At 71.9% G+C, this 25,734-nt stretch carries 25 protein-coding genes and 3 tRNA genes; 19 read left to right on the forward strand and 9 right to left on the reverse strand.

Annotated elements, in window-relative coordinates:
- The 3 genes from AC4F3Q_RS11215 to AC4F3Q_RS11225 all read right to left on the reverse strand — a co-directional run.
- A partial coding sequence (locus AC4F3Q_RS11215) for a HAMP domain-containing protein (protein ID WP_491040038.1) occupies nt 1-1,019 on the reverse strand: 1,019 nt, incomplete at its 3' end.
- A 221-nt stretch (nt 1,020-1,240) separates the two neighbouring features.
- Nucleotides 1,241-2,275 carry an aldo/keto reductase gene (locus tag AC4F3Q_RS11220; RefSeq protein WP_491040039.1) on the reverse strand — a complete coding sequence of 345 codons (1,035 nt, stop codon included), beginning with the start codon at nt 2,273-2,275 and terminating at the stop codon, nt 1,241-1,243.
- A 24-nt stretch (nt 2,276-2,299) separates the two neighbouring features.
- Entirely contained in the window at nt 2,300-2,899 is a 600-nt protein-coding gene (locus tag AC4F3Q_RS11225) for a sugar O-acetyltransferase (protein WP_286189376.1), read from the reverse strand.
- Nucleotides 2,900-2,979: 80 nt separating this feature from the next.
- On the opposite strand from AC4F3Q_RS11225, the gene AC4F3Q_RS11230 reads away from it, so the two are divergent.
- From AC4F3Q_RS11230 to AC4F3Q_RS11245, 4 genes are read left to right on the forward strand one after another with little or no spacing between them, the layout of a single operon-like run.
- The gene (locus AC4F3Q_RS11230) at nt 2,980-3,825 is read left to right on the forward strand and encodes a class I SAM-dependent methyltransferase (protein WP_168447065.1); all 846 of its coding nucleotides are present in this window, start codon (nt 2,980-2,982) and stop codon (nt 3,823-3,825) included.
- 10 nt (nt 3,826-3,835) lie between these two features.
- The gene (locus AC4F3Q_RS11235; RefSeq protein WP_491040040.1) at nt 3,836-4,618 is read left to right on the forward strand and encodes a fumarylacetoacetate hydrolase family protein; all 783 of its coding nucleotides are present in this window, start codon (nt 3,836-3,838) and stop codon (nt 4,616-4,618) included.
- Nucleotides 4,619-4,676: 58 nt separating this feature from the next.
- Nucleotides 4,677-6,311 carry a glutamate--tRNA ligase gene (gene gltX / locus AC4F3Q_RS11240; protein WP_491040041.1) on the forward strand — a complete coding sequence of 545 codons (1,635 nt, stop codon included), beginning with the start codon at nt 4,677-4,679 and terminating at the stop codon, nt 6,309-6,311.
- The gene (locus tag AC4F3Q_RS11245; protein WP_491040042.1) at nt 6,308-7,078 is read left to right on the forward strand and encodes an HAD family hydrolase; all 771 of its coding nucleotides are present in this window, start codon (nt 6,308-6,310) and stop codon (nt 7,076-7,078) included. Before gltX ends, AC4F3Q_RS11245 begins: the two co-directional genes overlap by 4 nt.
- A gap of 3 nt (nt 7,079-7,081) precedes the next feature.
- Here the strand turns inward: AC4F3Q_RS11245 and AC4F3Q_RS11250 are convergent, their stop codons facing one another.
- Nucleotides 7,082-7,741 (reverse strand): hypothetical protein, encoded by a 660-nt coding sequence (locus AC4F3Q_RS11250; protein WP_491040043.1) that lies wholly within the window; start codon nt 7,739-7,741, stop codon nt 7,082-7,084.
- Nucleotides 7,742-8,008: 267 nt separating this feature from the next.
- Between AC4F3Q_RS11250 and AC4F3Q_RS11255 the strand changes: the two genes are divergently transcribed.
- The 3 genes from AC4F3Q_RS11255 to AC4F3Q_RS11265 all read left to right on the forward strand — a co-directional run bounded on the left by AC4F3Q_RS11255 (nt 8,009) and on the right by AC4F3Q_RS11265 (nt 8,473).
- Nucleotides 8,009-8,080: transfer RNA gene (locus tag AC4F3Q_RS11255), tRNA-Gln, on the forward strand.
- A gap of 76 nt (nt 8,081-8,156) precedes the next feature.
- A tRNA-Glu gene (locus AC4F3Q_RS11260) sits at nt 8,157-8,229 on the forward strand.
- 171 nt (nt 8,230-8,400) lie between these two features.
- A tRNA-Glu gene (locus AC4F3Q_RS11265) sits at nt 8,401-8,473 on the forward strand.
- 69 nt (nt 8,474-8,542) lie between these two features.
- Here the strand turns inward: AC4F3Q_RS11265 and AC4F3Q_RS11270 are convergent.
- Nucleotides 8,543-9,262 (reverse strand): IclR family transcriptional regulator, encoded by a 720-nt coding sequence (locus tag AC4F3Q_RS11270; protein WP_098458778.1) that lies wholly within the window; start codon nt 9,260-9,262, stop codon nt 8,543-8,545.
- A gap of 116 nt (nt 9,263-9,378) precedes the next feature.
- Between AC4F3Q_RS11270 and leuC the strand changes: the two genes are divergently transcribed.
- The 5 genes from leuC to AC4F3Q_RS11295 all read left to right on the forward strand — a co-directional run bounded on the left by leuC (nt 9,379) and on the right by AC4F3Q_RS11295 (nt 14,916).
- Nucleotides 9,379-10,860 (forward strand): 3-isopropylmalate dehydratase large subunit, encoded by a 1,482-nt coding sequence (gene leuC / locus AC4F3Q_RS11275; protein WP_491040044.1) that lies wholly within the window; start codon nt 9,379-9,381, stop codon nt 10,858-10,860.
- Nucleotides 10,861-10,894: 34 nt separating this feature from the next.
- Entirely contained in the window at nt 10,895-11,536 is a 642-nt protein-coding gene (gene leuD, locus AC4F3Q_RS11280) for a 3-isopropylmalate dehydratase small subunit (protein ID WP_491040045.1), read from the forward strand.
- Nucleotides 11,537-11,708: 172 nt separating this feature from the next.
- A complete protein-coding gene (gene murA, locus AC4F3Q_RS11285) occupies nt 11,709-13,025 on the forward strand; it encodes a UDP-N-acetylglucosamine 1-carboxyvinyltransferase (RefSeq protein WP_168447072.1) in 1,317 nt (438 codons plus the stop codon).
- A gap of 42 nt (nt 13,026-13,067) precedes the next feature.
- The gene (locus AC4F3Q_RS11290) at nt 13,068-13,877 is read left to right on the forward strand and encodes a lysophospholipid acyltransferase family protein (protein ID WP_491040046.1); all 810 of its coding nucleotides are present in this window, start codon (nt 13,068-13,070) and stop codon (nt 13,875-13,877) included.
- On the forward strand, nt 13,870-14,916 hold the full coding sequence (locus tag AC4F3Q_RS11295; RefSeq protein WP_168447074.1) for an NAD(P)H-dependent glycerol-3-phosphate dehydrogenase: 1,047 nt from the start codon (nt 13,870-13,872) through the stop codon (nt 14,914-14,916). The genes AC4F3Q_RS11290 and AC4F3Q_RS11295 overlap by 8 nt, the downstream gene beginning before the upstream one ends.
- Before the next feature lie 63 nt (nt 14,917-14,979).
- On the opposite strand, the gene AC4F3Q_RS11300 is transcribed toward AC4F3Q_RS11295, so the two are convergent.
- Nucleotides 14,980-16,140: a trans-sulfuration enzyme family protein gene (locus AC4F3Q_RS11300; protein WP_491040047.1), complete on the reverse strand. Its 1,161-nt coding sequence runs from the start codon at nt 16,138-16,140 to the stop codon at nt 14,980-14,982.
- 76 nt (nt 16,141-16,216) lie between these two features.
- On the opposite strand from AC4F3Q_RS11300, the gene AC4F3Q_RS11305 reads away from it, so the two are divergent.
- A complete protein-coding gene (locus tag AC4F3Q_RS11305; RefSeq protein WP_491040048.1) occupies nt 16,217-17,395 on the forward strand; it encodes a D-alanine--D-alanine ligase family protein in 1,179 nt (392 codons plus the stop codon).
- A 36-nt stretch (nt 17,396-17,431) separates the two neighbouring features.
- On the opposite strand, the gene AC4F3Q_RS11310 is transcribed toward AC4F3Q_RS11305, so the two are convergent.
- Entirely contained in the window at nt 17,432-17,929 is a 498-nt protein-coding gene (locus AC4F3Q_RS11310) for a DUF3515 domain-containing protein (RefSeq protein ID WP_491040049.1), read from the reverse strand.
- Nucleotides 17,930-17,969: 40 nt separating this feature from the next.
- Here AC4F3Q_RS11310 and AC4F3Q_RS11315 point away from each other — a divergent pair, with 40 nt between their 5' ends.
- Nucleotides 17,970-18,989, forward strand: coding sequence for a thiamine-phosphate kinase (locus AC4F3Q_RS11315; protein ID WP_491040050.1), 1,020 nt, complete (start codon nt 17,970-17,972; stop codon nt 18,987-18,989).
- 19 nt (nt 18,990-19,008) lie between these two features.
- Here the strand turns inward: AC4F3Q_RS11315 and AC4F3Q_RS11320 are convergent, their stop codons facing one another.
- On the reverse strand, nt 19,009-19,530 hold the full coding sequence (locus AC4F3Q_RS11320) for a GNAT family N-acetyltransferase (RefSeq protein WP_168447079.1): 522 nt from the start codon (nt 19,528-19,530) through the stop codon (nt 19,009-19,011).
- Between the two features lie 153 nt (nt 19,531-19,683).
- Nucleotides 19,684-19,875, reverse strand: coding sequence for a 50S ribosomal protein L28 (gene rpmB / locus AC4F3Q_RS11325; RefSeq protein WP_098458786.1), 192 nt, complete (start codon nt 19,873-19,875; stop codon nt 19,684-19,686).
- Between the two features lie 298 nt (nt 19,876-20,173).
- On the opposite strand from rpmB, the gene AC4F3Q_RS11330 reads away from it, so the two are divergent.
- The 5 genes from AC4F3Q_RS11330 to AC4F3Q_RS11350 all read left to right on the forward strand — a co-directional run bounded on the left by AC4F3Q_RS11330 (nt 20,174) and on the right by AC4F3Q_RS11350 (nt 25,605).
- The gene (locus tag AC4F3Q_RS11330; RefSeq protein ID WP_491040051.1) at nt 20,174-21,745 is read left to right on the forward strand and encodes a DAK2 domain-containing protein; all 1,572 of its coding nucleotides are present in this window, start codon (nt 20,174-20,176) and stop codon (nt 21,743-21,745) included.
- On the forward strand, nt 21,742-23,958 hold the full coding sequence (locus tag AC4F3Q_RS11335) for an ATP-dependent DNA helicase RecG (RefSeq protein WP_491040052.1): 2,217 nt from the start codon (nt 21,742-21,744) through the stop codon (nt 23,956-23,958). The genes AC4F3Q_RS11330 and AC4F3Q_RS11335 overlap by 4 nt, the downstream gene beginning before the upstream one ends.
- A 31-nt stretch (nt 23,959-23,989) precedes the next feature.
- Nucleotides 23,990-24,562, forward strand: a complete 573-nt coding sequence (gene rsmD, locus AC4F3Q_RS11340) for a 16S rRNA (guanine(966)-N(2))-methyltransferase RsmD (RefSeq protein WP_491040053.1) — start codon at nt 23,990-23,992, stop codon at nt 24,560-24,562.
- 63 nt (nt 24,563-24,625) lie between these two features.
- Nucleotides 24,626-25,123, forward strand: coding sequence for a pantetheine-phosphate adenylyltransferase (gene coaD, locus AC4F3Q_RS11345; RefSeq protein ID WP_491040054.1), 498 nt, complete (start codon nt 24,626-24,628; stop codon nt 25,121-25,123).
- Nucleotides 25,120-25,605, forward strand: coding sequence for a hypothetical protein (locus AC4F3Q_RS11350; RefSeq protein WP_491040055.1), 486 nt, complete (start codon nt 25,120-25,122; stop codon nt 25,603-25,605). Before coaD ends, AC4F3Q_RS11350 begins: the two co-directional genes overlap by 4 nt.
- Nucleotides 25,606-25,734 lie beyond the last annotated feature (129 nt).

The raw sequence follows: 25,734 nt of genomic DNA on the forward strand, positions 1-25,734 counted from the left end.
CCCATCTGCTCGGCGCCGGCGGCGACGGTCTGGACGTTGCGGGAGACCTGCTCGGCAGCGGCAGCGACGACGCCCGCCTGGACCGAGGTCTCCTCGGCGCCTGCGGCGACCTGGGTGTTGGACGCGGCCAGCTCCTCGGAGGACGCGGCCACGGTGTGCGCGGTCTCGACGACGCCCGAGAGGGTCGCGGTCAGGTTGCGCTGCGCGGTCGTGAGCGCGGCTGCCATCTGACCGATCTCGTCCTTCGAGGTGATCTCGACGGTCGAGGTGAGGTCACCGGTCGCGAGGGACTGGAGGGCGTCGCGGACGGTCTCGATCGGGCGGCGGATGCGGCCGGCGACGAAGAGGCCGAAGGCGAGGCACAGGACGATGACGCCGACGATGACCCCGGCGACGATCGCGATGGTCGCCGTGGCCTGGGCGTTGGCGCTCTCGCGGATCTCGTTGACCGCGGCGTCGACGTGCTCCATCGTGGTCGTCAGCTCGGTGATGAGGGCGTCGCCTGCGAGCGCGGCGTCTCCGGTGCGCAGCCGCTGGGCGGTGGTCCGGTCTCCGGTCAGGATCGCGGGTGCGAGCCCTTCGGTCACGACGGACACGTACTTCTCCCAGCCCGTCACGAGGGTCTCCCGGTTCGGAAGGTCCGCGCCGATGAAGCGGGTGTAGTCCTCGAAGAGTGCGGCTGCGGCAGCGTCGGCGCTGGTCTGCACGGTCTCGATCTTCGCGATCTCCTCGTCGACCTGGTCCGGCTCGGCGGCCATGAGCGAGAGCGCGGCTGCGCGGGTGGCCCAGACCTCGTCGTTGAGCGCCATGGCGTCAGCGTTGAGCTCTCCGGCCGTGCTGCCCACCTCTGCCATGCTCGCCCGCGCCTGGAGGAGGCCCCAGGTGCCGAGAAGACCGATCAGCACGCAGCCGACGATGCCGGTGGCGACGAGCTGGAGGATCTTGGTGCGGATAGGTGCGTCGTAGAACCGGGCCATGAGGCCACGGTGCTTCGGTGTGGGGAGGGCAGGGTCGGACATGGGCATGCTCCCGAGACGTGGGGGGTGTGCCCCGGAGGCCGCTGGTGGTCAGGGCGCGGGGCGCGGGCGCCGTTCGGCGCTGCGTTGTGCCCGATCGGTCGGACCATGCACGGTGGTAGGAACCCGGAAGGACGAAAGTCCCCACGTCAAGGGTGCTTCCACCTGTGCCGCGCGTTGGTGCGGATCGGATAGGTGGCCTGTGACGGGCGTCACGTGCAGGGCTAGAAGAGCGCCACCTTCGGCGCCGGGGGGAAGATCTCGTCGAGCGCCGCAAGATCCTGCGCCGTCAGACGGCGCACAGCGCGCGCGTTCTGCACGACCTGCTCCGGACGCGTCGCGCCCGCGATCACCGAGGCGACCTGGGGGCGGGACGCCAGCCACGAGAACGCCACCTCGATCTCGGTCATCCCGCGCTCCGACGCGAACGCGGAGAACCTCTCGAGCTGTTCCCAGTCGGCCGTCTCGAGCAGGTAGCGCCGCGAGTGGGTCAGGCGCGAGCCCGCAGGGGCCTCGCCCCTGCGGTACTTTCCGCTGAGCAGGCCGTTCGCGAGCGGGAAGTACGGCAGGACCCCCAGGCCGTACGCCTCGGCGGCCGGGAGGACCTCGAGCTCCGCCCGCCTGTCGAGCAGGTTCAGGTGGTTCTGCGCCGACACGAACCGCTCGGTGCCGATCGCACGAGCCACGTGCTCGGCGTCGGCGATCTGCCAGCCCGCGCGGTTCGAGTGCCCGACGTAGAGGACCTTCCCCGCGTGCACGAGGTCGTCGAGCGCGCGCAGCGTCTCCTCGATCGGCGTGCCGACGTCGGGGGTGTGCAGCTGCAGCAGGTCGATCCGGTCGGTCCCGAGCCTGCGCAGCGACCCCTCGACCGCGCGCACGATGTAACGACGCGACCCGCGAGCCCCGCGGTCCCGACCGTTCAGCCCGCGCACGTCCATGCCGAACTTCGTCGCGACCACGACGTCGTCACGGTCGCTCCCCAGCGCGGCCCCCAGCAGCGTCTCGCTCAGACCGGGCTCGGCACCGTAGTTGTCGGCGGTGTCGAAGAAGGTGATCCCGGCGTCGAGCGCCGCCCGCACGACGGCGGTCGCGCCCTCCGCGTCGCGCGTCGCGGTCCCCGTCCTGCCGAGGTTGTTGCAGCCCAGCCCGACGACCGACACGACGAGGCCGGAGCGGCCGAGCCGGCGCAGACCGGGGCCCGCGCCGGGCGAGGCGTCGAGGTCCGAAGCGGTCGCGGGAACGGTCTGCGGCGTCGTCATGGGGCCAACGTAGCCCGCGCCCGGTCAGGCGAGCGAGCGCACGACCCGTGCCGGGTTGCCCACCACGACGACGTCGCTCGGCACGTCGCGCACGACGACCGAGCCCGCTCCGACGACGCTGCGCGCACCGATCGTCACTCCCGGCAGCACGACGACGTTCCCGCCGAGCCACACGTCGTCCTCGATCGTCACGGGCTCCACCCGCTCCCACCCGGCTCGCCGGCTCTCGACGTCCATCGCGTGCTGCGGGGTGTAGATGCGGGCCGACGGCCCGATGAGCACGTTGCGCCCGATCGTCACGAGACCGCCGCCGAGCGCCAGGAAGTCCGCGTTGATGAAGGTGCCGTCGCCGACGTGCAGGCGCGTCCCGTAGTCGAGGTACAGCGGCGGGCGGAAGTCGACGCCCTCGCCCACCGAGCCGAGCATGTCGCGGAACATCTGCTCAGCGGCAGGCCGGTCCGTGTCGTACAGCTCGGTGATGCTGCGGCACGTGCGCTGGGTCGACGTCGTCATCTCCGCGAGCGCCGGGTCGAGGCGGTAGCGGTACCAGTCGCCGGCGACCATCTTGTCGTGCTCGCTGCGGGGATCGTCGGCCGCGTCGGCCGGGGGAGCGCTGAGAGTCATGGTCCGAGCGTACGGGCGCGCGGGCCCACCATGTGGTCGGGCGGGGTGGGCGAGCGGCCCCGCGACTAGCATCCTGGCCCATGACCTCGAGCACCGACGACGTCGCAGGGGCGACGCACCCGCGTGACGCCTACACCCACGGGCACCACGACTCGGTCCTGCGCTCTCACCGCTGGCGCACCGCCGAGAACTCCGCCGCCTACCTCCTGCCGCACCTCGCGAGCGGCCTGAGCGTCCTCGACGTGGGCTGCGGGCCGGGCACAATCACCGTCGACCTGGCGCGCACCGTCGCGCCCGGCGTCGTGACGGGGATCGACACGTCCGCCAAGGTGCTCGAGCAGGCGACGTCGTTCGCCGCCGACCAGGGCGTGCGGAACGTGACGTTCGTCGAGGCGGACGTCTACGAGCTCCCGTTCGAGGACGGCGCGTTCGACATCGTGCACGCCCACCAGGTGCTCCAGCACCTGTCCGACCCGGTCGCGGCGCTGCGCGAGATCAAGCGCGTCACGAAGGAGGGCGGCCTCGTCGCGGTCCGTGACGCCGACTACGCGGCGATGGCCTGGTACCCGCAGAGCGAGGCGCTCACGGAGTGGAACGAGCTCTACCACGAGGTGACGGCCGCCAACCGCGCGCAGGCTGACGCTGGGCGCCGGTTGCTGTCCTGGGTCCGCGAGGCAGGTTTCCCGCCGGAGGGCATCACCCCCTCGGCGGGCGTGTGGTGCTACGCGACCGAGGCCGACCGGACGTGGTGGGGCAACCTCTGGGCCGACCGCTGCTTGTCGTCGCAGTTCGGCATCCAGGCTCGCTCGACGGGCCTCGCCGACGACGTCGCGCTCGAGGAGATCGCGGCTGGCTGGCGCGACTGGGCCCGCGAGCCCGACGGGTGGTTCGCCATCACGCACGGTGAGGTCCTCGCGCGGAAGTAGGCTGGGACTCGTGCGTATCGCGAGATTCTCCCAGGGCAACGATCCACGCTATGCCGTCGTCGACGGCGAGCCGGGCCACGAGGTGCTCCGTGTCATCACGGGCGACCCGATCTACACGCCGGTCCAGGAGACGGGCGAGGTCGTCCCGATCACGGACGACGTCCGACTGCTCGCCCCGGTGATCCCGCGTTCGAAGATCGTGGGCGTCGGCCGGAACTACGCAGACCACGTCAAGGAGATGGGCAACGAGGTCCCCACGACCCCGCTGCTGTTCTTCAAGCCGAACACGGCCGTCATCGGCCCGGACGACCCGATCGTCCTCCCGTCCTTCTCGCACGAGGTCTCCTACGAGGCCGAGCTCGCCGTCGTCATCGGCAAGGTGACCCGCAACGTGAGCCCCGAGCAGGCGCTCGGCAAGGTCTTCGGCTACACGGTCGCCAACGACGTCACGGCGCGCGACGTGCAGCGCGCCGAGGACCAGTGGGCGCGCGCCAAGGGGTTCGACTCGTCGTGCCCCATCGGTCCGTGGATCACGACGGGTCTCGACGTCGAGGACCTGGCCGTGCGCTCCCGCGTCAACGGTGAGACCCGCCAGGACGGCCGCACGTCGCAGATGGTCTTCGACACGGCCTACCTCATCTCCTACATCTCGGAGGCGTTCACGCTCCTCCCGGGCGACGTCATCCTCACGGGCACGCCCGCCGGGGTCGGCGAGATCGTGCACGCCGACGTCGTCGAGTGCGAGGTCGAAGGGGTTGGCGTGCTGCGCAACCCCGTCATCCGCCGCGACTGACCCACCTCTCTGCCTCCCTGTCACCCCCCACCCGAACGACCCGAAACCCAGGTGCGTCTTGACCACTGACACCGTCTCTCCGATCCCGTCCGGCTCGGACGTCCGCGTCCGCTTCTGCCCGTCCCCGACAGGGACGCCGCACGTGGGCCTGATCCGGACGGCGCTGTTCAACTGGGCGTACGCCCGTCACGTCGGCGGCACGTTCGTGTTCCGCATCGAGGACACCGACGCCGCACGCGACTCCGAGGAGAGCTACCAGCAGGTCCTCGAGGCGTTGCACTGGCTCGGGCTCGACTGGGACGAGGGCGTCGAGGTGGGCGGGCCGCACGAGCCGTACCGGCAGTCGCAGCGCGGTGAGCTGTACCGCGACGTCGCGCGCCGGCTGCTCGAGGGCGGCTACGCGTACGAGTCGTTCTCGACGCCCGAGGAGATCAAGGAGCGCAACCTCGCTGCCGGGCGCCCCGAGGCGATGGGATACGACGGCTTCGACCGCGACCTGACCGAGGAGCAGAAGGCCGCGTACCGCGCGGAGGGCCGCGAGCCGGTGCTGCGCCTGCGCATGCCGGACGAGGACGTCTCGTTCACGGACCTCGTGCGTGGCGAGGTCACGTTCAAGGCGGGCTCGGTCCCGGACTACGTGATCGTGCGGGGCAACGGCCAGCCGCTCTACACGCTCGTCAACCCGGTCGACGACGCCCTCATGGAGATCACGCACGTGCTGCGCGGCGAGGACCTGCTGTCCTCGACCCCGCGCCAGGTGGTCCTGTACCGCGCGCTGCGAGAGATCGGCGTCGCGAAGGTGACGCCGCAGTTCGGACACCTGCCGTACGTCATGGGTGAGGGCAACAAGAAGCTCTCGAAGCGTGACCCGGAGTCGAACCTCTTCCTGCACCGCGAGCGTGGATTCACGCCCGAGGGCCTCCTCAACTATCTCGCGCTGCTCGGATGGTCCATCGCCGCCGACCGCGACATCTTCTCCGTCGAGGAGCTCGTCGCGTCGTTCGACATCGCCGACGTCAACCCGAACCCGGCGCGTTTCGACCTCAAGAAGGCCGAGGCGATCAACGCGACGCACCTGCGCATGCTCGCGCCCGAGGACTTCCGCGGGCGGCTCGTGCCGTACCTGCACGCGGCTGGTCTCGTCGCGGCTGACTCGTACGACGCGCTCCCTGCCGACCAGGTTCGGCTCCTCGACGCAGGCGCGCCGCTCGTGCAGGAGCGCATGACGCTGCTCGGCGAGGTCGTCGGGATGCTCGGATTCCTCTTCGTGGCCGACGACGCTGTCGCGCTCGACCCGGACTCGCTCGCGGCGCTCGTCGACAAGAACACGTTCAAGGGCGTGCTGACGGGCGTCGACGCGGTGCTCGACGAGCTGCCGGCGGACGCGCCGAAGGGCACCCCCCTCACGCTCTCCGAGGGGTCGAAGGCGCAGGTGCGCGAGCGTCTGCGCGAGATGCTCGACGTGTCGGTCGCGACGATCGAGGGCCTCACGGCGTTCGACCCGGAGACGACGCAGGACGCGCTGAAGGCCGCCCTCATCGAGGGCATGGGGGTCAAGCCGAAGTTCGCGTTCGCGCCGCTGCGCGTCGCGATCACGGGTCGGCGCGTCTCGCCGCCGCTCTTCGAGTCGATGGAGATCCTCGGCAAGGAGTCGTCGCTCGCGCGTCTGCGCGCGCTGCGGGCTGCGCTGTGACGGGTCGCAGCATCGAGGGGGCCCTGTTCGACGTCGACGACACGCTCGTCGACACGCGCGGAGCGTTCGCGTCGGCGATGTCGGTGCTGGCCGGCGTCTACCTGCCGCACCTGCCGCCCGAGCGGCACGGGGAGGTGCTCGCTGTCTGGCGGCGCGACGTCGGTGGGCACTACCGCGCCTACACGCGCGGTGAGGTGGACTTTCGGACGCAGCGCATGACGCGCGCGAACGAGCTGCACGCGCAGTTCGCTGGTCCCGTGCTCGACGACGCGGCGTTCGACGCGTGGGACGGCGTCTTCGAGTCGGCGTTCGCCGCCGCGTGGCGCGCGTTCGACGACGCACCCCGCGCGGTCGACGCGCTCCTGGCGGACGGCGTCCGCGTGGGCGCGCTGTCCAACGCCGCCGTCGAGTACCAGGTGCGCAAGCTCTCCACGGTCGGTCTGGGCGACCGGGTGCCGATGCTCGTCGGCGTCGACACGCTCGGCGTGGGCAAGCCTGCGCCGGAGGTCTTCGTGGAGGCGTGCCGGCGGCTGGGCACGGACCCGGGACGCACGCTGTACGTCGGTGACGAGCTCGACATCGATGCGACCGCGGCGCGTCGGGCTGGTCTGCGCGGGGTGTGGCTGGACCGGCCTGGGACCCGCAGGGGTGGCGTGCACCTCGAGGACCCTGCTGCGGCTGCCGAGGCGGGGGTCGACGTCGTCACGACGCTCGATGCGCTCCCGGGCCTCGTCGCTGCGCGTCCCGACGGCGTGCTGCGCACCTGAGGGTCAGCGGACCGACGAGTCCCAGCGCCACCGTGTGCGACGCGGCTGGTCGCCGAGAGCGATCCGCCCCGTGCACCACAGGAGCCGCTGCCCGGCGGGTTCGGAGGCGAGGGACTCCGGGACGTCCGGGAAGAGTCGCGCGAGGACTGCGGCCGACATGTCTTCGGGGAGGTCGACGCTCTGGCCCGTGAGGCCGATCTGGACGTCGTGCGCGTGCACGAGGATCTCGAGGACGCCCATCGCGGCGAAGCCCTCCGCGTCGGACAGCCCGAAGGGGTGGAAGGCGCGCGCCTCCGGACCTGCTGACGCGACCTGCGTCGCGAGGAGCGCCGCCGAAGCCCGCAGCGCCTCGGACAGGCCGAGCGGACCGCTCTCGGGGTCGACGTGCGCGATCTCGTCCTCGCCGCGTGGTCCGACGAGCGGGACATAGGCGAGCGGCGCCTGGGCGGCGAGCTGGAGCGAGTAGGCGATCAGGTCGTCGATCACGTGCTCGACGGCGCGCCAGCACGTCCAGGCGAGGGTGCCTGCGTAGCGCGAGAGGTCCTTCTCGGGCGCGTTCTCGAGCCGGGAACCGAACCATGCGGCGGCCGCCACGACGTCCTCCCCCGAGATGCGGTCGGCGAGGGCTGCGCCGGGCGCACGGGACGGTGGAGGCGTGATCACCTCTCGACAGTAGGTCAAAGTGATGGGATGACCCGGGTCGGGACGGGAGTTCGCGCCGAGGTGTTATCAGGCCGAGACCGTTCCGAGACGTTTCGCCCCGAGTCGTCCGTGCGGGTCGGCGAGGGAGAGGCCGCACGGACGGCGCTGGTTTTGACCCGTGGCGATCCTCAGGTAGTGTTCTTCCTCGGGACAACCCCTGGAAAACGGGTCAGTCGCGTGGTGCGCAAGCGTCGCGAGGGCTGGCGACGGACTGGTGGGTTACCCCCTTGGGGTATGGTGTAATTGGCAACACAACGGTTTCTGGTACCGTCATTCTAGGTTCGAGTCCTGGTACCCCAGCTGCGAGAGCGGCACGATCTTGCGGATCGTGAGCGCTGTCGTGAAGCGTGACAACTTCGGTTCGATCGCAGTTCTAGCCCCCGTCGTCTAGCGGCCTAGGACGCCGCCCTCTCACGGCGGTAACACGGGTTCAAATCCCGTCGGGGGTACGTCTGAGCCCGACCGTCCTCTGGCGGTCGGGCTTTTTCGTGCGCCAACGCGCCGCGGGAGTGCCGTGGCGCGCATCACAGGTCGACGATTGGCATTCAGGCCCGGCGTCTGTGTAATGTTCCTACCCGGCGCACAGCGCAGGCCGAATGGTCAGCGCGAACGTCGGTCCGGCCCCCGTCGTCTAGCGGCCTAGGACGCCGCCCTCTCACGGCGGTAACACGGGTTCAAATCCCGTCGGGGGTACAGCGCAAGAGGCCCGGTCATCTCACGATGGCCGGGCCTCTTCTGCGTGGTGGATCGGGACGGGCGGGCTCAGCTCGCCGCGCGGCGCAGGACCTCGGTGAGGCGGTTGGCGGCCGCGACCACCGAACCGGCGTGCAGGCGCCCAGGCTGACGGCTGAGGCGCTCGACGGGCCCGGAGATCGACACGGCTGCGACGATGCGGCCCGAGGGGCCGCGGACCGGGGCGGAGACGGACGCGACGCCCGGCTCACGCTCGCCGACGGACTGGGCCCAGCCGCGACGGCGCACGCCCGAGAGGATCGTCGCGGTGAACTTGGCGCCCTGCAGCCCGCGGTGCAGGCGGTCGGGCTCCTCCCATGCAAGGAGGATCTGGGCGGCGGAGCCGGCCTGCATCGTGAGCGTCGCGCCGACGGGGATCGAGTCGCGCAGACCGATCGGGCGCTCTGCCGCAGCGACGCAGATGCGCTGGTCGCCCTGGCGGCGGTACAGCTGCGCGCTTTCACCGGTATGATCGCGCAAAGCCGTCAGGACAGGGTTGGCTGCGGCGAGCAGCCGATCCTCACCTGCGGCGGTCGCGAGCTCGTTGAGACGCGGCCCCAGGACGAACCGTCCCTGCATGTCGCGTGCCACGAGGCGGTGGTGCTCGAGGGCGACGGCGAGGCGGTGGGCCGTGGGCCTGGCCAGATGAGTCGCTGCCACGAGCTGTGCGAGCGTCGCCGGGCCGGCCTCGAGAGCACCGAGAACCGAGGCGGCCTTGTCCAGCACGCCAACTCCGCTAGAATTGTCCATAGGACGATATTGCAGTCTCGAAGGCTGAGACGCAAGTGCAGAGCACGGCGAGTCGTCGCAATTCTTGAGCCGCTCCCTCGCGCGAGGGAGCGCTGCAGTGATCGAGAGGACGCACCATGGCGGGGACGCTGGCAGAGAAGGTTTGGGACGCACACCTCGTGCGTCGTGGGAGCGACGGCGCGCCGGACCTCCTCTACATCGACCTCCACCTCCTGCACGAGGTGACGAGCCCCCAGGCGTTCGAAGGGCTCCGCCTCGCAGGCCGTCAGGTCCGCCGCACCGACCTGACGATCGCGACCGAGGACCACAACACCCCGACGCTCGACATCGACCTGCCGATCGCGGACCTCACGAGCCGTACGCAGATCCAGACGCTGCGCAACAACGCCCAGGAGTTCGGCGTCCGCATCCACTCGCTCGGCGACGCCGACCAGGGGATCGTGCACCAGGTCGGGCCGCAGCTCGGCCTGACGATGCCGGGCCTCACCGTCGTCTGCGGCGACTCGCACACCTCGACGCACGGCGCTTTCGGTGCCCTCGCGTTCGGCATCGGCACGAGCGAGGTCGAGCACGTCCTCGCGACACAGACCCTCCCGCTCGCTCCGTTCAAGACGATGGCGATCACGGTCGACGGCGAGCTGCCCCCCGGCGCCACGTCGAAGGACATCATCCTTGCGATCATCGCGAAGATCGGCACCGGTGGCGGCCAGGGCTACGTGCTCGAGTACCGCGGCGAGGCCATCCGCAAGCTCTCGATGGAAGCGCGGATGACCATCTGCAACATGTCGATCGAAGCCGGCGCCCGCGCCGGCATGATCGCGCCGGACGAGACGACGTTCGAGTACCTCAAGGGCCGCCCGCACGCGCCCGAGGGCGCCGACTGGGAGTCCGCCGTCGAGTACTGGAAGACGCTGCGCACCGACGACGACGCGACGTTCGACGCGGAGGTCGTGCTGCACGCCTCCGACCTCGAGCCGTTCATCACGTGGGGCACTAACCCCGGCCAGGGCCTCCCGCTCTCCGCGAACGTCCCGGTCCCCGAGCTCATCGCCGACGAGAACGAGCGCGTCACCGCCGAGCGTGCGATCGAGTACATGGGTCTCGTCCCGGGCACCCCGCTGCGCGACATCAAGGTCGACACGGTCTTCATCGGCTCGTGCACGAACGGCCGTATCGAGGACCTGCGGTCCGTCGCCAAGGTCCTCCGGGGCCGCACGAAGGCCGACGACGTGCGCGTCCTCGTGGTGCCCGCCTCCGCCCGCGTCCGCCTCCAGGCCGAGGCCGAGGGCCTCGACAAGATCTTCCTCGACTTCGGTGCGGAGTGGCGCAACGCCGGCTGCTCGATGTGCCTCGGCATGAACCCCGACCAGCTCGCCCCGGGCGAGCGCGCTGCGTCGACGTCGAACCGCAACTTCGAGGGCCGCCAGGGCAAGGGCGGGCGCACGCACCTCGTGTCTCCGCTCGTCGCCGCAGCGACCGCGATCCGCGGCACGCTGTCCTCGCTGTCCGACCTCGACCTGCCGGCCGACGTCGACCTGACGTCCTTCGACGGGACGCCGCTGGCGCCGCTCGACCCGAACGTCCTCGTTCAGGTCTGACCGCCGCACGCCGAGAACCGAAGGGACCAGTTCCATGGAGAAGTTCACCACCCACACCGGTGTCGGAGTGCCGCTGCGTCGCGGCAACGTCGACACGGACCAGATCATCCCCGCCGTGTACCTCAAGCGGGTCACGCGCACGGGCTTCGAGGACGCGCTGTTCGCCGCCTGGCGCGGCGACGAGTCGTTCGTCCTCAACCAGCCTGCTTACGCGAACGGCAGCGTCCTCGTGGCGGGCCCCGACTTCGGCACGGGCTCGTCGCGCGAGCACGCCGTGTGGGCCCTCAAGGACTACGGCTTCAAGGCCGTCCTGTCCTCGCGCTTCGCCGACATCTTCCGCGGCAACTCGGGCAAGCAGGGCCTCGTCGCGGCGATCGCCGCGCAGGAGGACATCGAGCTGCTGTGGAAGGTCCTCGAGAACGAGCCGGGCACCGAGGTCACCGTCGACATCGTCGAGCGCACCGCGTCCGCCGGCGACGTGACCGTGCAGATCCACCTGGACGACTACACGCGCTGGCGCCTCATGGAGGGCCTCGACGACATCGGGCTCACGCTCCAGCACGAGGACGAGATCAAGGCGTTCGAGGCGAGCCGCGAGGCGTGGCGTCCCAAGACCCTGCCGGCGAAGCACTTGCCGAAGGTCGACATCGAGGCTGCGCGACCGGTCGACGCCTGACACCATCGACGACGCCGGGTGCGTCCTCCAGGAACATCGGAGGGCGCACCCGGCGTTCGTCATGTCGGCACGCGCCCTTCCTCGGGCGACGCACGGGCCCGTGCACGAACTCCACACGACTCGTTCCCACCAACAGGCGAACCCGAACCGAGCGATAGGCGACGATAGGACAATGAACGATCTCCTCACGGTCAACGGCGGCACGCCGCTCAACGGCACGATCACCGTCCGCGGCGCCAAGAACTTCGTGTCCAAGGCGATGGTCGCCTCGCTCTTGGGGGAGGGGCCGAGCGAGCTGCGCAACGTGCCGCTCATCCGCGACGTCGAGATCGTTTCCGGCCTGCTCGAGCTCCACGGGGTCCACGTCGACTACGACGCGGCTGCAGGCGTGCTCCGTCTCGACCCGTCGAACGTCGAGTCTGCTCACGTGGCGGACATCGACGCGCACGCCGGGTCGAGCCGCATCCCGATCCTGTTCTGCGGCCCGCTCCTGCACCGCCTCGGTGAGGCGTTCATCCCCGACCTGGGTGGCTGCCGCATCGGCGACCGGCCGATCAACTACCACCTCGATATCCTGCGCCAGTTCGGTGCCGTCGTCGACAAGCGCGCCCAGGGCATCCACCTCACCGCCCCGAACGGCCTGCGCGGCACCAAGATCTCGCTGCCGTACCCGAGCGTCGGCGCGACCGAGCAGCTCCTGCTGACCGCGGTCCGTGCCGAGGGCATCACCGAGCTGTCGAACGCGGCGATCGAGCCCGAGATCATGGACCTCATCAACGTCCTGCAGAAGATGGGCGCGATCATCTCGGTCGACACCGACCGCGTCATCCGGATCGAGGGCGTCGAGAAGCTCCGTGGCTTCCGGCACACGGCCCTCGGGGACCGTATCGAGGCTGCCTCGTGGGCCTCGGCGGCTCTCGCGACAGGTGGAGACATCGTCGTCAAGGGTGCGACCCAGCCCGAGATGACCGCGTTCCTCAACACCTTCCGCAAGGTCGGCGGCGAGTTCGAGGTCGAGGACGACGGCATCCGCTTCTACCACCCGGGCGGCGAGCTGCGCTCGATCGTGCTGGAGACCGACGTGCACCCCGGCTTCATGACCGACTGGCAGCAGCCGCTGGTCGTCGCGCTGACCCAGGCGTCAGGACTGTCGATCGTCCACGAGACCGTCTACGAGAACCGCTTCGGGTTCACCGACGCGTTGCGCGGCATGGGCGCGAACATCCAGGTCTACAAGGAGTGCCTCGGCGGGCGGCCCTGCCGCTTCGGCCAGCGGAACTTCTACCACTCGGCCGTGATCTCCGGCGCGACGCCCCTCGAGGCCGCCGAGATCGAGGTGCCGGACCTTCGTGGCGGGTTCTCCCACCTGATCGCTGCGCTCGCCGCGAAGGGCACGTCGAAGGTCCGCGGCATCGGGCTCATCGACCGCGGCTACGAGTCGTTCACGGACAAGCTCGCAGCGCTCGGCGCGGACTTCAGCCGCGACTGACACCCGCCCCGCCCGGCACCACCGACGGTAGGATCGCTCCTCGTGACGATCGCTCATCCCGCCAGCAGGACGTACCGCGCCATCGCGGCCGTCGTCAGGCCGTTCCTGTTCTCGATCACGAAGCGTGACTGGAGAGGCGGGGAGCACCTGCCGTCCTCCGGCGGCTTCATCGCGGCGGGCAACCACATGTCGAACATCGACCCCCTGACGTTCGCGCACTTCCTATACGACCACGGACACGCTCCGCGCGTCCTCGCGAAGGCGTCGTTGTTCACGATCCCGGTCTTGGGCACGCTGCTCCTGCGCACCGGACAGATCCCCGTGCTGCGCAACTCGTCGGCAGCCGCGCACTCGCTGACGACCGGCGTCGAGGCGCTGCGTGAGGGGTCGTGCGTCGCGGTGTTCCCCGAGGGGACGCTCACGCGCGACCCGGACCTGTGGCCGATGGTCGCGAAGACGGGGGTCGCCCGGCTCGCCCTCGAGGCGCGCGTGCCGGTCGTCCCGATCGCGCAGTGGGGGATGCAGAACATCCTCCCGCAGTACTCGAAGAGGTTCCGGCCGTTCCCCCGCAAGCTCGTGAGCGTGTGGGCAGGACCGCCGGTCGACCTCGATGACCTCTACGACCGGCCTCGTGACGCGGCGACGCTGCACGACGCGACGAACAGGGTCATGGACGCCATCACGGCCCTCCTCGAGGAGATCCGTCAGGAGAAGGCGCCGGAAGGTCGCGTGGACCCGCGGACGGGTGATCGTGTCCCGCGGCGCGCAGCCGACGCACCAGAGCCGACCACGACCGAGAACGAGCCCGACAGCACCCGTCCGTCGGGCGACGAGGAGAACCCGCATGACTGAGCCCCTGACGACCGAGCCGACGGCGACCACCGAGCCCCGCCTCCGGGCTGCCGTCCTCGGCTCGGGGGCCTGGGGCACGACCTTCGCGATGGTGCTCGCCGACGCCGGTTGCGACGTGACGATCTGGGGCCGCAGCCAGCAGGTGTGCGACCAGATCATGAGCGAGCACCGCAACTCGCGGAACCTCCCGGGCATCCGGCTGCCGGAGTCGATCCGGGCGACGACCGACGCGGCCGCTGCGCTCGACGGCGCGGAGCTCGTGGTCATCGCCATCCCGTCGCAGAGCGCCCGCGAGACGCTCACGGCGCTCCGCGCCGACGTCCCGGACGGGGCAGTCGTCGTCTCCCTCATGAAGGGCGTCGAGCTCGAGACCGACCGCCGCATGAGCGAGGTCGTCGCCGAGGCGCTCGGCATCGACGACGCCCGCGTCGTCGTCGTGTCGGGTCCGAACCTCGCTCGTGAGATCGCGGAGCGTCAGCCGACGGCGACGGTCGTCGCCGGCACGGACGCCGCAGCGACCTCGCTCGTCGCGCGGGCATGCTCGACACCGTACTTCCGTCCGTACACGAACGCCGACGTCGTCGGCGTCGAGCTGTGCGGCGCGGTCAAGAACGTCATCGCGGTCGCAGTCGGCATCGCGCAGGGCTGCGGCTACGGCCTCAACACGACCGCGACGGTCATCACGCGCGGTCTCGTCGAGATCACCCGGCTCGGCCTCGCGCTCGGTGCGAACGTCGAGACGTTCCCCGGCCTCGCGGGCATGGGCGACCTCATGGCGACGTGCGCGTCGCCCCTCTCGCGCAACCACACGCTCGGCAAGCACATCGGTGCGGGTCTCACGCTCGACGAGGCGATCACCGCGACGGGCGGGACCGCCGAGGGGGTGAAGTCGTCACGCTCGGTGCTCGAGCTCGCTCGCGCCCACGGCGTCGAGATGCCCATCACCGCGGCGGTCGCGGGCGTCCTGCACGAGGGGCTGCCTGTCGAGGAGATGGCGTCGTCGTTGCTCGCACGGCCGAAGCGCGCTGAAGGGCTCTGACGCCCAGGCCGCACCCGCCGGCGGGCGCGGCCAGCGGCCTCGGTCCGCCGGGCGACGCCTGCGTCAGAGCAGGGTGCGCAGCGCTGCGTCCAGGTCTGCCCACAGGTCCTCGACGTCCTCGACGCCCACGCTCATGCGCAGCAGGTCCTCCGGCACGGTGAGCGACTCGGTCGCGAACCGCCGACGCCGCTCGAGGCTCGACTCGACACCTCCGAGGCTCGTCGCCGGCACCCACAGGCGGAGGGCCTCGACGACCCGGTCCGCGCCGTCGGCCCCGCCGACCGGCCGGAGGCCGATGATCGAGCCGTAGCCCTCCATGAGCCGCGTGGCGCGCTCGTGGCCGGGGTCGTCGGGCAGGCTCGGGTGCCGCACGTCGACGACCGCTGGGTGGCCGTGCAGGCGTGCGGCGATCTCGGCGGCGTTCGCCTGCGAGCGCTCGACCCTCAGCGCGAGCGTGCGCAGCCCGCGCAGGGCGAGCCACACCTCGAACGGTCCGGCGATCGCGCCGTGCAGCGTCCGGTAGGCGCGCACGGCGTCGACGATCGCGGCGTCGCGCGAGACGACGACACCGAGGACGACGTCCGAGTGCCCTGCGAGGTACTTCGTCGCGGAGTGCACGACGACGTCAGCACCCATCTCGAGCGGTCGCTGGACGAGCGGCGTCGCGAACGTGCTGTCGACCGCGACGATCGCGCCCGCGGCGCGACCCGCAGCGGCGAGCGCAGGGATGTCCGCGACCTCGAGCATCGGGTTCGTGGGGGACTCGACCCACAGCAGGTCGGCGCCCTCGAGCTCCGCGACGACGGCGTCCGTGTCGTCGATGTCGACGCGGACGATGGTCGTGCCGTAGCGCGCCGCGAGGTCGTCGAACAGGCCGAGCGTGACCTGGTAAGCGTGCCGCGCGACGACGATGCGGCCACCTGCCGGGACGAGCGACGCGACCGCCGCGATCGCGGCCATGCCCGACGACATCACCACGCCCGGCAGGTCCGTGGACTCGAGCGACGCGACGGCCTCCTCGAACGGCTCCCACGTCTCGGTGCCGATCCGCGCATAGAGCTTCTCGCCCGGTCCCTGGACGCCGCGGGAGACGTACGTCGAGGACAGCACGACGGGCGGGTTCACCGGGTCGCCCTGCGCGCGGCCGGGGCGCCCGACGACGACGGCGCGTGTCGATGCGGCGAGCGAGTCCTGAGGATGGGCGGCTGCGTGCGGCTCGGTCATGCGCCAGAGCGTACGCCGCAGCGCTCCCGCCCGTCGCCGGTGTCCGTGGCCGGTCCGGCGGGTACGCTCGTGCGTGATGGACACGAACGCACCGGCGCCAGGCGCCGCCCCGACCACTGCTGTCTCGCCCGTCCCCACCCCGCAGGAGCCGCGTCGTCGCGTCATGGTCCTGTTCGGCGGGCGCTCGGGCGAGCACGCGATCTCCTGCGCGACGGCGGGCGCCGTCCTGCGCGCGATCGACCGGGACCGCTGGGACGTCGTCCCGGTCGGCATCACGACGGCGGGCCAGTGGGTGCTCGCGGTCGACGACCCGGACCGCTGGGCCATCACCGACGGCACGCTGCCGTTCGTCCCGGGCTCCGACGGCGACGTCGTCCTGCCCATGGCGTCGGGCGAGCGCACGCTCCAGGTGATCGAACCGGGCCAGGTCCCGTCGGCGATCGGCGACGTCGACGTGGTGCTGCCGCTCCTGCACGGTCCGTTCGGCGAGGACGGCACGCTCCAGGGTCTCCTCGAGATGTCCGACGTGCGCTACGTCGGTGCGGGCGTGCTCGCGTCGGCGGTCGGCATGGACAAGGACTTCATGAAGATCGTGCTCGCGGGACGCGGGCTGCCGGTCGCGCCGTGGACAGTCATCCTCCCCGGTCAGTGGGAGCGGGACGAGGCGGGCTGCCGCGCTGAGATCGACAAGCTCGGGCTGCCCGTGTTCGTCAAGCCTGCACGCGCCGGTTCGAGCCTCGGGATCACTCGGGTCGCCGACCTCGCCGACCTGCCCGCAGCGATCGCGGAAGCCAGGCGCCACGACCCGAAGGTCATCGTCGAGCAGGGCGTCGTCGGTCGTGAGATCGAGTGCGCCGTGCTGGGCGGCCGCGCGGGGGAGCGCGCTCGTGCCTCCCTCCCGGGCGAGATCGTGGTCCACGGGGACAAGCACGCGTTCTACGACTTCGAGGCGAAGTACCTCGACGAGTCGTCCGTCGAGCTGACGTGCCCCGCCGACCTGGCACCCGAGCTGGTCGAGCGTGTGCGCGAGCTCGCGGTGCGCACGTTCGAGGCCGTCGGTTGTGAGGGGCTTGCCCGCGTCGACGTGTTCGTGACCCCCGAGGGCGACGTGATCGTCAACGAGATCAACACGATGCCCGGCTTCACGCCGTTCTCGATGTACCCGCGCATGTGGGAGCGCACCGGCCTGCCCTACGGCGAGCTGATCGACGAGCTGATCGAGCTCGCGCTCGAGCGTCCGACGGGTCTGCGCTGAGTCGGCCGGTCGCGGGCTGAGCCGGTCGGAGCCTGCTCAGTAGCAGTGCCGCGACTGCGGCGCGAGGCTCACCGCACGGTTGAGGTCGACGACGGGGGCTGTCGCGACGCCGTCGGGCACGGTCACCTCGACGGCCGGGACCCGGCCGTACGTCGTGAAGACCCACGAGCCCTCGTCCTCGTCCTCGACGACGAGCCAGTCGACGCTCGTGCCGGACACGTCCTCGATCGCCTGGCAGGCCTCGGTCGTCGGGCCGGGCGGCTCGACGCCGCACCGCAGCGTGATCGCGCTGCTCTGCGTGCCCCACGCGGTCGTCGCCTGGCTCGTGGTGCGCAGGCGCTCGGCGCCGCCGAGCTCCTCGGGCAGCGCGAGCACGATCGACGCGCACAGCGGGTCCGTCGCGTCCGGGGCTACCTCGACCGTGATCGTCGGCGTGCAGGCGCCGAGGGCGACGAGGCCGACGGCGGCGGCGGCGCCCGACCAGCGTCGGGCGCGGGGAGACCGGGCAGGGGAGCGGGGGGCGAGCGACGGCACGCCACCACGGTACCGGGCTGCGCTGCGCTAGCGTGACCGGGTGCATCCGAACCCCTCCGACCCGCCCGTCGCCACCGTCGCAGACCTGTCCGAGACCGAGCTGCTCGCGCGGATCTTCCCGCTGCTCGCCCCGGCGAGCGCGACGATCGTGGGACCAGGGGACGATGCGGCGGTCGTGACGTCGCCCGACGGCCGGACGGTCGTGTCGACGGACGTCCTCGTGGAGGACCGCCACTTCCGGCGCGAGTGGTCTTCTGGCTACGACGTCGGGTGGCGCGCAGCGATGCAGAACCTCGCCGACGTCGCCGCGATGGGGGCCGTGCCGACGGCGCTCGTGGTCGCGCTCGCTCTGCCCGGTGACGTGGAGGTGAGCTGGGTCGAGGACCTCGCGCGCGGGTTGTCGGACGCCGCAGCCCCGTGGGGTGCCGGCGTGGTCGGGGGCGACCTGAGCGGCGGACCTGCCGCCGTCGTCGCCGTCACGGTGCACGGATCGCTCGAGGGACGTGAGCCCGTGCTCCGCTCAGGCGCACGACCGGGGGACGTCGTCGTGCACGCGGGGGTGCGCGGCCGCTCCGCGGCTGGGCTCGCGCTCCTGTCGGCCGGACTGGACGCAGCCGGGAGCCGGGATCTCGACGCGGTGCGTGCAGGCTACCTTCGCCCGGTCGCGGCGGTCGACGCCGGGCTCGCGGCCTCGCGAGGGGGTGCGCGAGCGATGATCGACGTGTCGGACGGCCTCGTGCGCGACGCGCGTCGTCTCGCGGCGGCGTCGGGCGTGACGCTCGCGCTCGACGAGCCGCTCGACGTGTTCGCGGACGAGGCGGCGCTCCTCGCTCCGGCTGCCGCGTCGCTCGGCGATCCCGCGCTCGTGCGGGCCTGGATCCTCACGGGGGGTGAGGATCACGGGATGCTCGCGGTGCTGCCGCCCGACGTCGAACTGCCGCCGGGGTTCCGTGCGATCGGTGCGGTCCTCGACCGGGCTGAGGACGAGGTGCTCGTCGCTGGCCAGCCTGCGTCACGGGGCGGGGGCTGGGACCACTTCGGAGGGACCGCGCGCACCTGACTGCGAGAGCTGCCGTGCGTCAGGTGGTGGGCCGGACGTACCTGACCTCGGTCAGGGCGATCCCGCCGAAGGGTTCACGACGTTCGACGCCGTCGGGCACGAGGCCGTTGCGCCGGTAGAAGTGGCGGGCGCGCTCGTTCTCCTCGATGACCCAGAGCGAGAGCCGGACCTGCTGAGGCGCCGCCGCGAGCACGGTGCGCAGGAGCGTGCGCGCGATGCCCTGGCCCCATGCGTCGGGGTCGAGGTAGATCGAGTACAGCTCGAGATCACCCCGCTCGGCGTCCTCGTCGCGTGCGGGGCCGAGCGTCGCGAACCCGAGGACGTCGGTGCCGTCGCTCGTCGCGATCCACGTCGTGACGTCCGGGTCGCCGAGGAGGGCTGCGACGCGGTCGTAGCGGTCCGCAGGGTCGAGAGAGGCGAGGTACTCGGCTGAGACGATGCCCGTGTAGGCCTCGCGCCAGGAGGCGACGTTGACCTCGGCGATCTGCCGTGCGTCGTCGAGGGTCGCCGGTCTGATGATGAGGTCGTCGCTGTCCGTCATAGAGTCAGACTGCCATCGAATCGGTCATGCGCCAACCGGTCGATGGCAAAGCGCAGGGAAAGGCGGGTCGTGTGCGCGTGCGGACGGCGGCGTCATCACGCACGAGAGCCCGCGAACCTTGTGGTTCGCGGGCTCTCGTCGAAGCTGTGCGGCTCAGGCGGGGCGCTGGACCTTGCCGGCCTTGAGGCACGAGGTGCACACGTTGAGGCGCTTGGGGGCGCCGTTCACGATCGCGCGCACACGCTGGATGTTCGGGTTCCAGCGGCGCTTGGTGCGCACGTGCGAGTGCGAGATGGAGTGCCCGAAGCTCGGGCCCTTGGCGCAGACGTCGCAGTTGGCGGCCACTGTCTCTCCTGAAAGTCGTGCAACGCCGCATCTGCGGCGAAAACCTGGTCGGTGGGTGGCGCGGCCCTGGGCGACCACAAGGCCGTCCGGAGCGCACGCAGGTGCCGAGTTCAACCCGGGCAACCTGGATAGAGTACCTGAAGACGTGCCGGGACCTCAAACCTCGGGCGCACAGATGCCCGCGCGTCACGTGTCACCCTCGTCACAGGGTGTCGCCAGCACGGCCGCGTCGGTGGTTCGTGGCATCGTGGTCGAGGTTCGCACACAGACGGCGGGCCGGACGAGCGGGAGGAGAGCGGTGACCCAGGACGTGGCGTTCGACGCCGGAGCCGTGCGGGCCTGGGCCACGCTCGCGTCCGAGGCGCTCGCTGGCGCGAGGGACCGTATCGACGCGGCGAACGTCTTCCCGGTCGCGGACTCGGACACGGGCACCAACCTCTGGCTGACGATCAGTGCGGGCGCCGCGGCTATCGACCTTGCTGAGCAGGACGCCGCGGGCGCTCTCGAGGACTTCGCGCAGGGAGCGCTCCTCGCCGCGCGCGGCAACTCCGGGATCATCGCGAGCGAGCTGCTGCGCGGGATGGCCGTCTCCCTGCTCGCCGAAGGTTCGTCGTCGGCTGCGGGCGCCCGGGTGGCGCGCGCCCTGCGCGCAGGAGCCGACGCGGCGCACGCCGCGGTCGCGAGGCCAGCCCCCGGGACGATGCTCACCGCCGCGGCCGGCGCGGCGACGGCCGCGGAGCACGTGGCCACGGACGCGCCGGACGACGTCGTCCGCGTCGCCGAGGGCGCGCTCGCGGGCGCACGTGCCGCCGTGCTCGGTTCACCCGACCAGCTCGAGGTGCTCGCGCGGCACGGCGTGCTCGACGCAGGCGCGTACGGCCTCACGCTCGTGTTCGGCGCCCTGTGCGCTGCAGTCACCCGGACGGACCTGGCCGAGGACAGCCCGGGGGAGTCCGTCGGGCTCCCGTCCCGGCTCGTGATCTCCGGCGGACGCGACCCCGAGCCGTCCGCGCCGCCGGTGCACGGCCACGGGAGGTGCGACGACCCGGACGGCGAGTTCGAGGTCATGTACGTCGTCGAGGCGGCCCCCGAGTGCGGCTCCGACGTCGCGCGCGGACTGCGTGCCGGCCTCGAGGAGACCGGTGAGTCCGTCGTCGTCGTGGGCGGCAACGGGCTGTGGCAGGTGCACGTCCACACCGACGACCCGGCCGCGGCTCTCGCCGCGGCTGGCGTCGCCGCGCTGAGACAGGTCCGGATACGGAGCCTCGTGGCGCGGCCGGCCGAGGCCGAGGGCGCCCTGCGGTCTGGCGTCGTCGCGGGCGTCCGCAGCCCTGCTCTCCTCGCGGAGACGGCTCGGAGCGGGGCCGTCGTCCTCGCGCGCACCGACCGGTCCTGGGCTCCCGACGAGCTCCGCCGCGTCCTCGAGGACGCGGCGAGCGACCGTGTGGTCGCGATCCTGCGCCAGGACTCGACCTCGACCTTGCGGCGCACGCTGCACCGTCTGCCCGGTCTCGCGGTCGACACGATCGTCGTGCCGGACGACCTGCACGTCGTCGCGGCGCTCGCCGCCCGCGAGGAGGCTCTCGGCAGGGGCGCCGACGACGACGAGGCGCTCGTCGCGATGCGCGGCGCGGTCGGGGCGCTCACGTGGGGACGGGCTGACGCCGCCGACGCGGACGTCCTCGTCGACGACCTGGTCGCACGCGCGCCCCAGCGGGAGGTCGGTCTCGCGATGCTGCTCGTCGGGGCGCACGTGCCCCCGGCGACCGTGACCGCCGCGAGCGACCGTCTCGCGTCCGGGCTCGGTGCCGAGGTCGTGACCCTCCCCTCTGGGCATGCGGACGCTGTCGTCCGGGCGGGGACGCTGTGACGTTCGATCCTGACGCGCCGCTCGAGCGGCTCGTCGGCAAGCGCACCGCCGACGGCCTGGCGACGCTCGGCCTGACGACCGCGGGGAGCCTCCTGCGCCATTACCCGCGCCGCTACGCCGAGCCGGGCGAGCTCACCGACCTCGGATCGCTCGAGAACGGCGCGCACGTGACCGTCATGGCGCGCATCGTCTCGACGACCGTGCGGCAGATGCGCGCACGTCACGGAGCCCTCCTCGAGACGCGCGTCACGGACGGGTCCCGCGAGCTGAGCCTCACGTTCTTCGGGAAGTCCTCAGGGTTCCTGCGCAGCCACGAGAGCAGGCTCGTCCCGGGGCGCACCGGCCTGTTCTCCGGGACCGTCCAGCTCTACCGCGGCGCGCCGCAGCTCACGCACCCCGACTACTGGTTCCTCGACGAGGACGAGGAGTCCGCCGAGGAGGCGTTCGAGCGGACCGCCCGGCCGAGCCCCATCTACCCGGCCTCGACGCGCATCGCGTCGTGGAAGGTCGCGAACGCCGTCGGCGTCGTGCTCGGCCCGCTCACGGCCGCCGACCTTCCCGACCCGGTGCCAGCCGCCCTCCTCGCACGGCACGGGTACCCGTCGCTCTTCGACTCGCTCACGAGCATCCACACGCCCGCGACGGTCGCAGACGCCCACAAGGCCCGGGCCCGGCTGCGGTACGAGGAGGCGCTCGTGCTGCAGGCCGAGCTCGTGCGGCGTCGTGCGCTCACCGTCGACCTGCCGGCGAGAGCCCGCCCGCGCTCCGGCGGTGGCACGCTCCTCGCCGACTTCGACTCCGCGCTGCCCTTCGCGCTGACCGCCGGCCAGCGCGCGGTCGGCGAGGAGATCGCCGCCGACCTCGAACGGCCCCACCCCATGCAGCGGCTCCTGCAGGGCGACGTCGGGTCAGGCAAGACGATCGTCGCGCTGCGTGCGATGCTCCAGGTCGTCGACGCGGGAGGCCAGGCAGCGCTGCTCGCACCGACCGAGGTGCTCGCGGCGCAGCACGCTCGGACGATCACCGCGATGCTCGGGCCGCTCGCGCACGAGGGGATGCTCGGCGGCGCGGACCACGCGACGCGCGTCACCCTGCTCACGGGCTCGCTCGGTGCCGCGGCCCGCAAGGAGGCGCTCCTCGACGCGGCGTCCGGCCGCGCCGGGATCGTCGTCGGCACGCACGCGCTCCTCGGCGAGAAGGTCCAGTTCGCCGACCTCGGTCTGGTCGTCGTCGACGAGCAGCACCGCTTCGGTGTCGAGCAGCGCGACGCGCTGCGCAACCGCGCCGAGGTCGCGCCCCACATGCTCGTCATGACCGCGACCCCGATCCCGCGCACCGTCGCGATGACCGTCTTCGGCGACCTCGAGGTGTCGACGCTCACCGAGGTCCCGGCCGGGCGCACCCCCGTGACGACGCACGTCGCGCTCGCGGACCGGCCGCGCTGGATGGCGCGCGTGTGGCAGATCGTCCGCGAGCGCCTCGACGCGGGCGAGCTCGCGTACGTCGTCTGCCCGCGCATCGACCCCGACGACACGAACCCCGCGGACGACGACGGCGGCGAGCCGATGGTGACGGACGAGAGCGCAGGCGCCCGGCCGCCCCTGCGGGCGGTCCTCGAGGTCGCGGAGCAGCTGGCCGCTGAGCCAGCGCTGCGCGGTGCGTCGATCGGCGTCATGCACGGGCGCCTCGCGCCGTCCGACAAGGACCGCGTGATGACGGACTTCACACAGGGCCGCTCGCCGGTGCTCGTCTCGACGACCGTGATCGAGGTCGGTGTCGACGTCCCTGCCGCGACCGTCATGGTCATCTTCGACGCGGACCGGTTCGGCATCTCCCAGCTCCACCAGCTCCGCGGCCGCGTCGGCCGTGGCGACCGCCCGGGGACGTGCTTCCTCGTGACGTCCGCCGAGGAGGGGACGGCGTCGTTCGAGCGTCTGACGCGGCTCGCCGCGACGACCGACGGCTTCGAGCTCGCGCAGCTCGACCTCGAGACGCGCAGCGAGGGCGACGTCCTGGGGGCGTCGCAGTCGGGCCGCGGGACGTCGCTGCGGCTGCTGCGGGTCGTCCGCGACGCGGACGTCATCGCGCGCGCGCGTGCCGACGCCGAGGAGCTCGTGGGCGAGGACCCGACGCTCGAGACCTGGCCGGGGCTCGCGGCGGCCGTGCGGGCGCGTCTCGCCGAGGTAGACCCGGAGTTCCTCGAGCGAGCCTGACGCGCGCCCCGCGTGCCTCTACCCTGGGAGGGTGACGAGAATCGTGGCCGGCTCCGCCGGAGGACGCAGCCTGCGGGTGCCGCCGAAGGGCACCCGACCCACGAGCGAGAAGGTGCGCGAGGCGCTCTTCTCCCGTCTCGAGCACCTCGACGTCGTCGACGACGCGCGCGTGCTCGACCTGTACGCAGGATCGGGTGCCCTCGGCCTCGAGGCGGCAAGCCGGGGTGCGGCGCACGTGACGCTCGTCGACTCCTCGCGCCAGGCCGTCGAGGTGTGTCGCCGCAACGTCCGCGAGCTCGGGCTGACGGCGGTCTCGGTCGTCCTCGACCGTGCGGAGCGGTTCGTCCTCGACGTGCCCACGGCGCCGTGGGACCTCGTCCTGCTCGACCCGCCGTACGACGTCCCGGAGGGTGTCGTCGACGCAGTGCTCGAGGCGCTCGCCGTTCCGGAGATGCTCACGCCCGGCGCGATCGTCGTCGTCGAGCGCTCGAAGCGCTCGGCTCCGCCGACGTGGCCGACCGGCTGGGAGGCGCTCACCCACAAGGACTACGGGGAGACGAGCGTCTGGCTCGCGGGGCCTGCGGAGGACGACGCCCCGGCCTGAGCGGCCGCGTCGCCGCACGCTCGCACCCCGTGCGACCGCGAGCACCTGTACTACCGTGACAACGTGACTGTCGCCGTCTGCCCCGGGTCGTTCGACCCCTTCACGCTCGGCCACCTCGACGTGGTCCGCCGCGCTGCGTCCCTCTTCGACGTCGTCGTCGTGGGCGTCGCCCGGAACTCCGCGAAGAACGCGCTCCTCGACCCTGAGACTCGGGTCCGGCTCGCGAGCGAGGCCGTCGCGGACCTCCCCAACGTGCGTGTCGACGTGGTCCCGGGGCTGCTCGTCGACTTCTGCCGCGAGGTCGGGGCACGGGCGATCGTCAAGGGCCTGCGTGGAGGCGCAGACCTCGACGCCGAGACGCCGATGGCCCTCATGAACCGGCATCTCGTCGGCGTCGAGACCGTCTTCGTCATCGGCGACCAGTCCCTCGCGCACGTCGCCTCGTCGATGGTCAAGGACGTCGCCCGCTACGGCGGCCCGATCGACGACCTCGTTCCGCCCGGCGTCGCGGACGCCGTCCGTGCCGCACTCGCCGCTCGTACCCAGGAGGCCGGCCGATGACCGACGACACCCAGCAGCAGGACCCGCTCGCGCTGCTCGACGCCCTCACCGACATCGTGCACAGCGCCCGCGCCATGCCGATGTCGGCGTCCGTGCTCGTCAACCGTGCTGAGCTGCTCGACCTCCTCGACCAGGTCCGCGCCGCGCTGCCCGAGCAGCTCTCGCGCGCCGACGAGGTGCTCTCGGAGGCGGACCAGCGGCTCGCCGACGCCGAGGAGCAGGCCGAGCGCATCATCGCGGCCGCCCGGGCTCGAGCCACCCAGCTCGTCACGCAGGAGCAGGTCGCCGTCCAGGCGCAGGCGCACGCCCACGAGCTCGTCACGCGGGCGCAGGAGGAGACGACGCAGATGCGCCTCGAGGCTGACGACTACTGCGACCGCAGGCTCGCCGAGTTCGAGATCGACCTCGGCAAGGTCCTCACGCAGGTGCAGGCCGGCCGTGCACGCCTCGCCGAACGCCTCGACGAGGGCGCCGGCAGATAGCAGCACCGCGGGACCTGGCACACGGTCCACCAGGTGCGACGGCGTCAGACCACTAGGATGGGGTGTTCTCCGGTGGACCCGGAGGACGAGGCAACCGAGCAGGAGTGAGAACCGTGGACACCAGAACGC

Source organism: Flavimobilis sp. BM9, assembly GCF_058313055.1.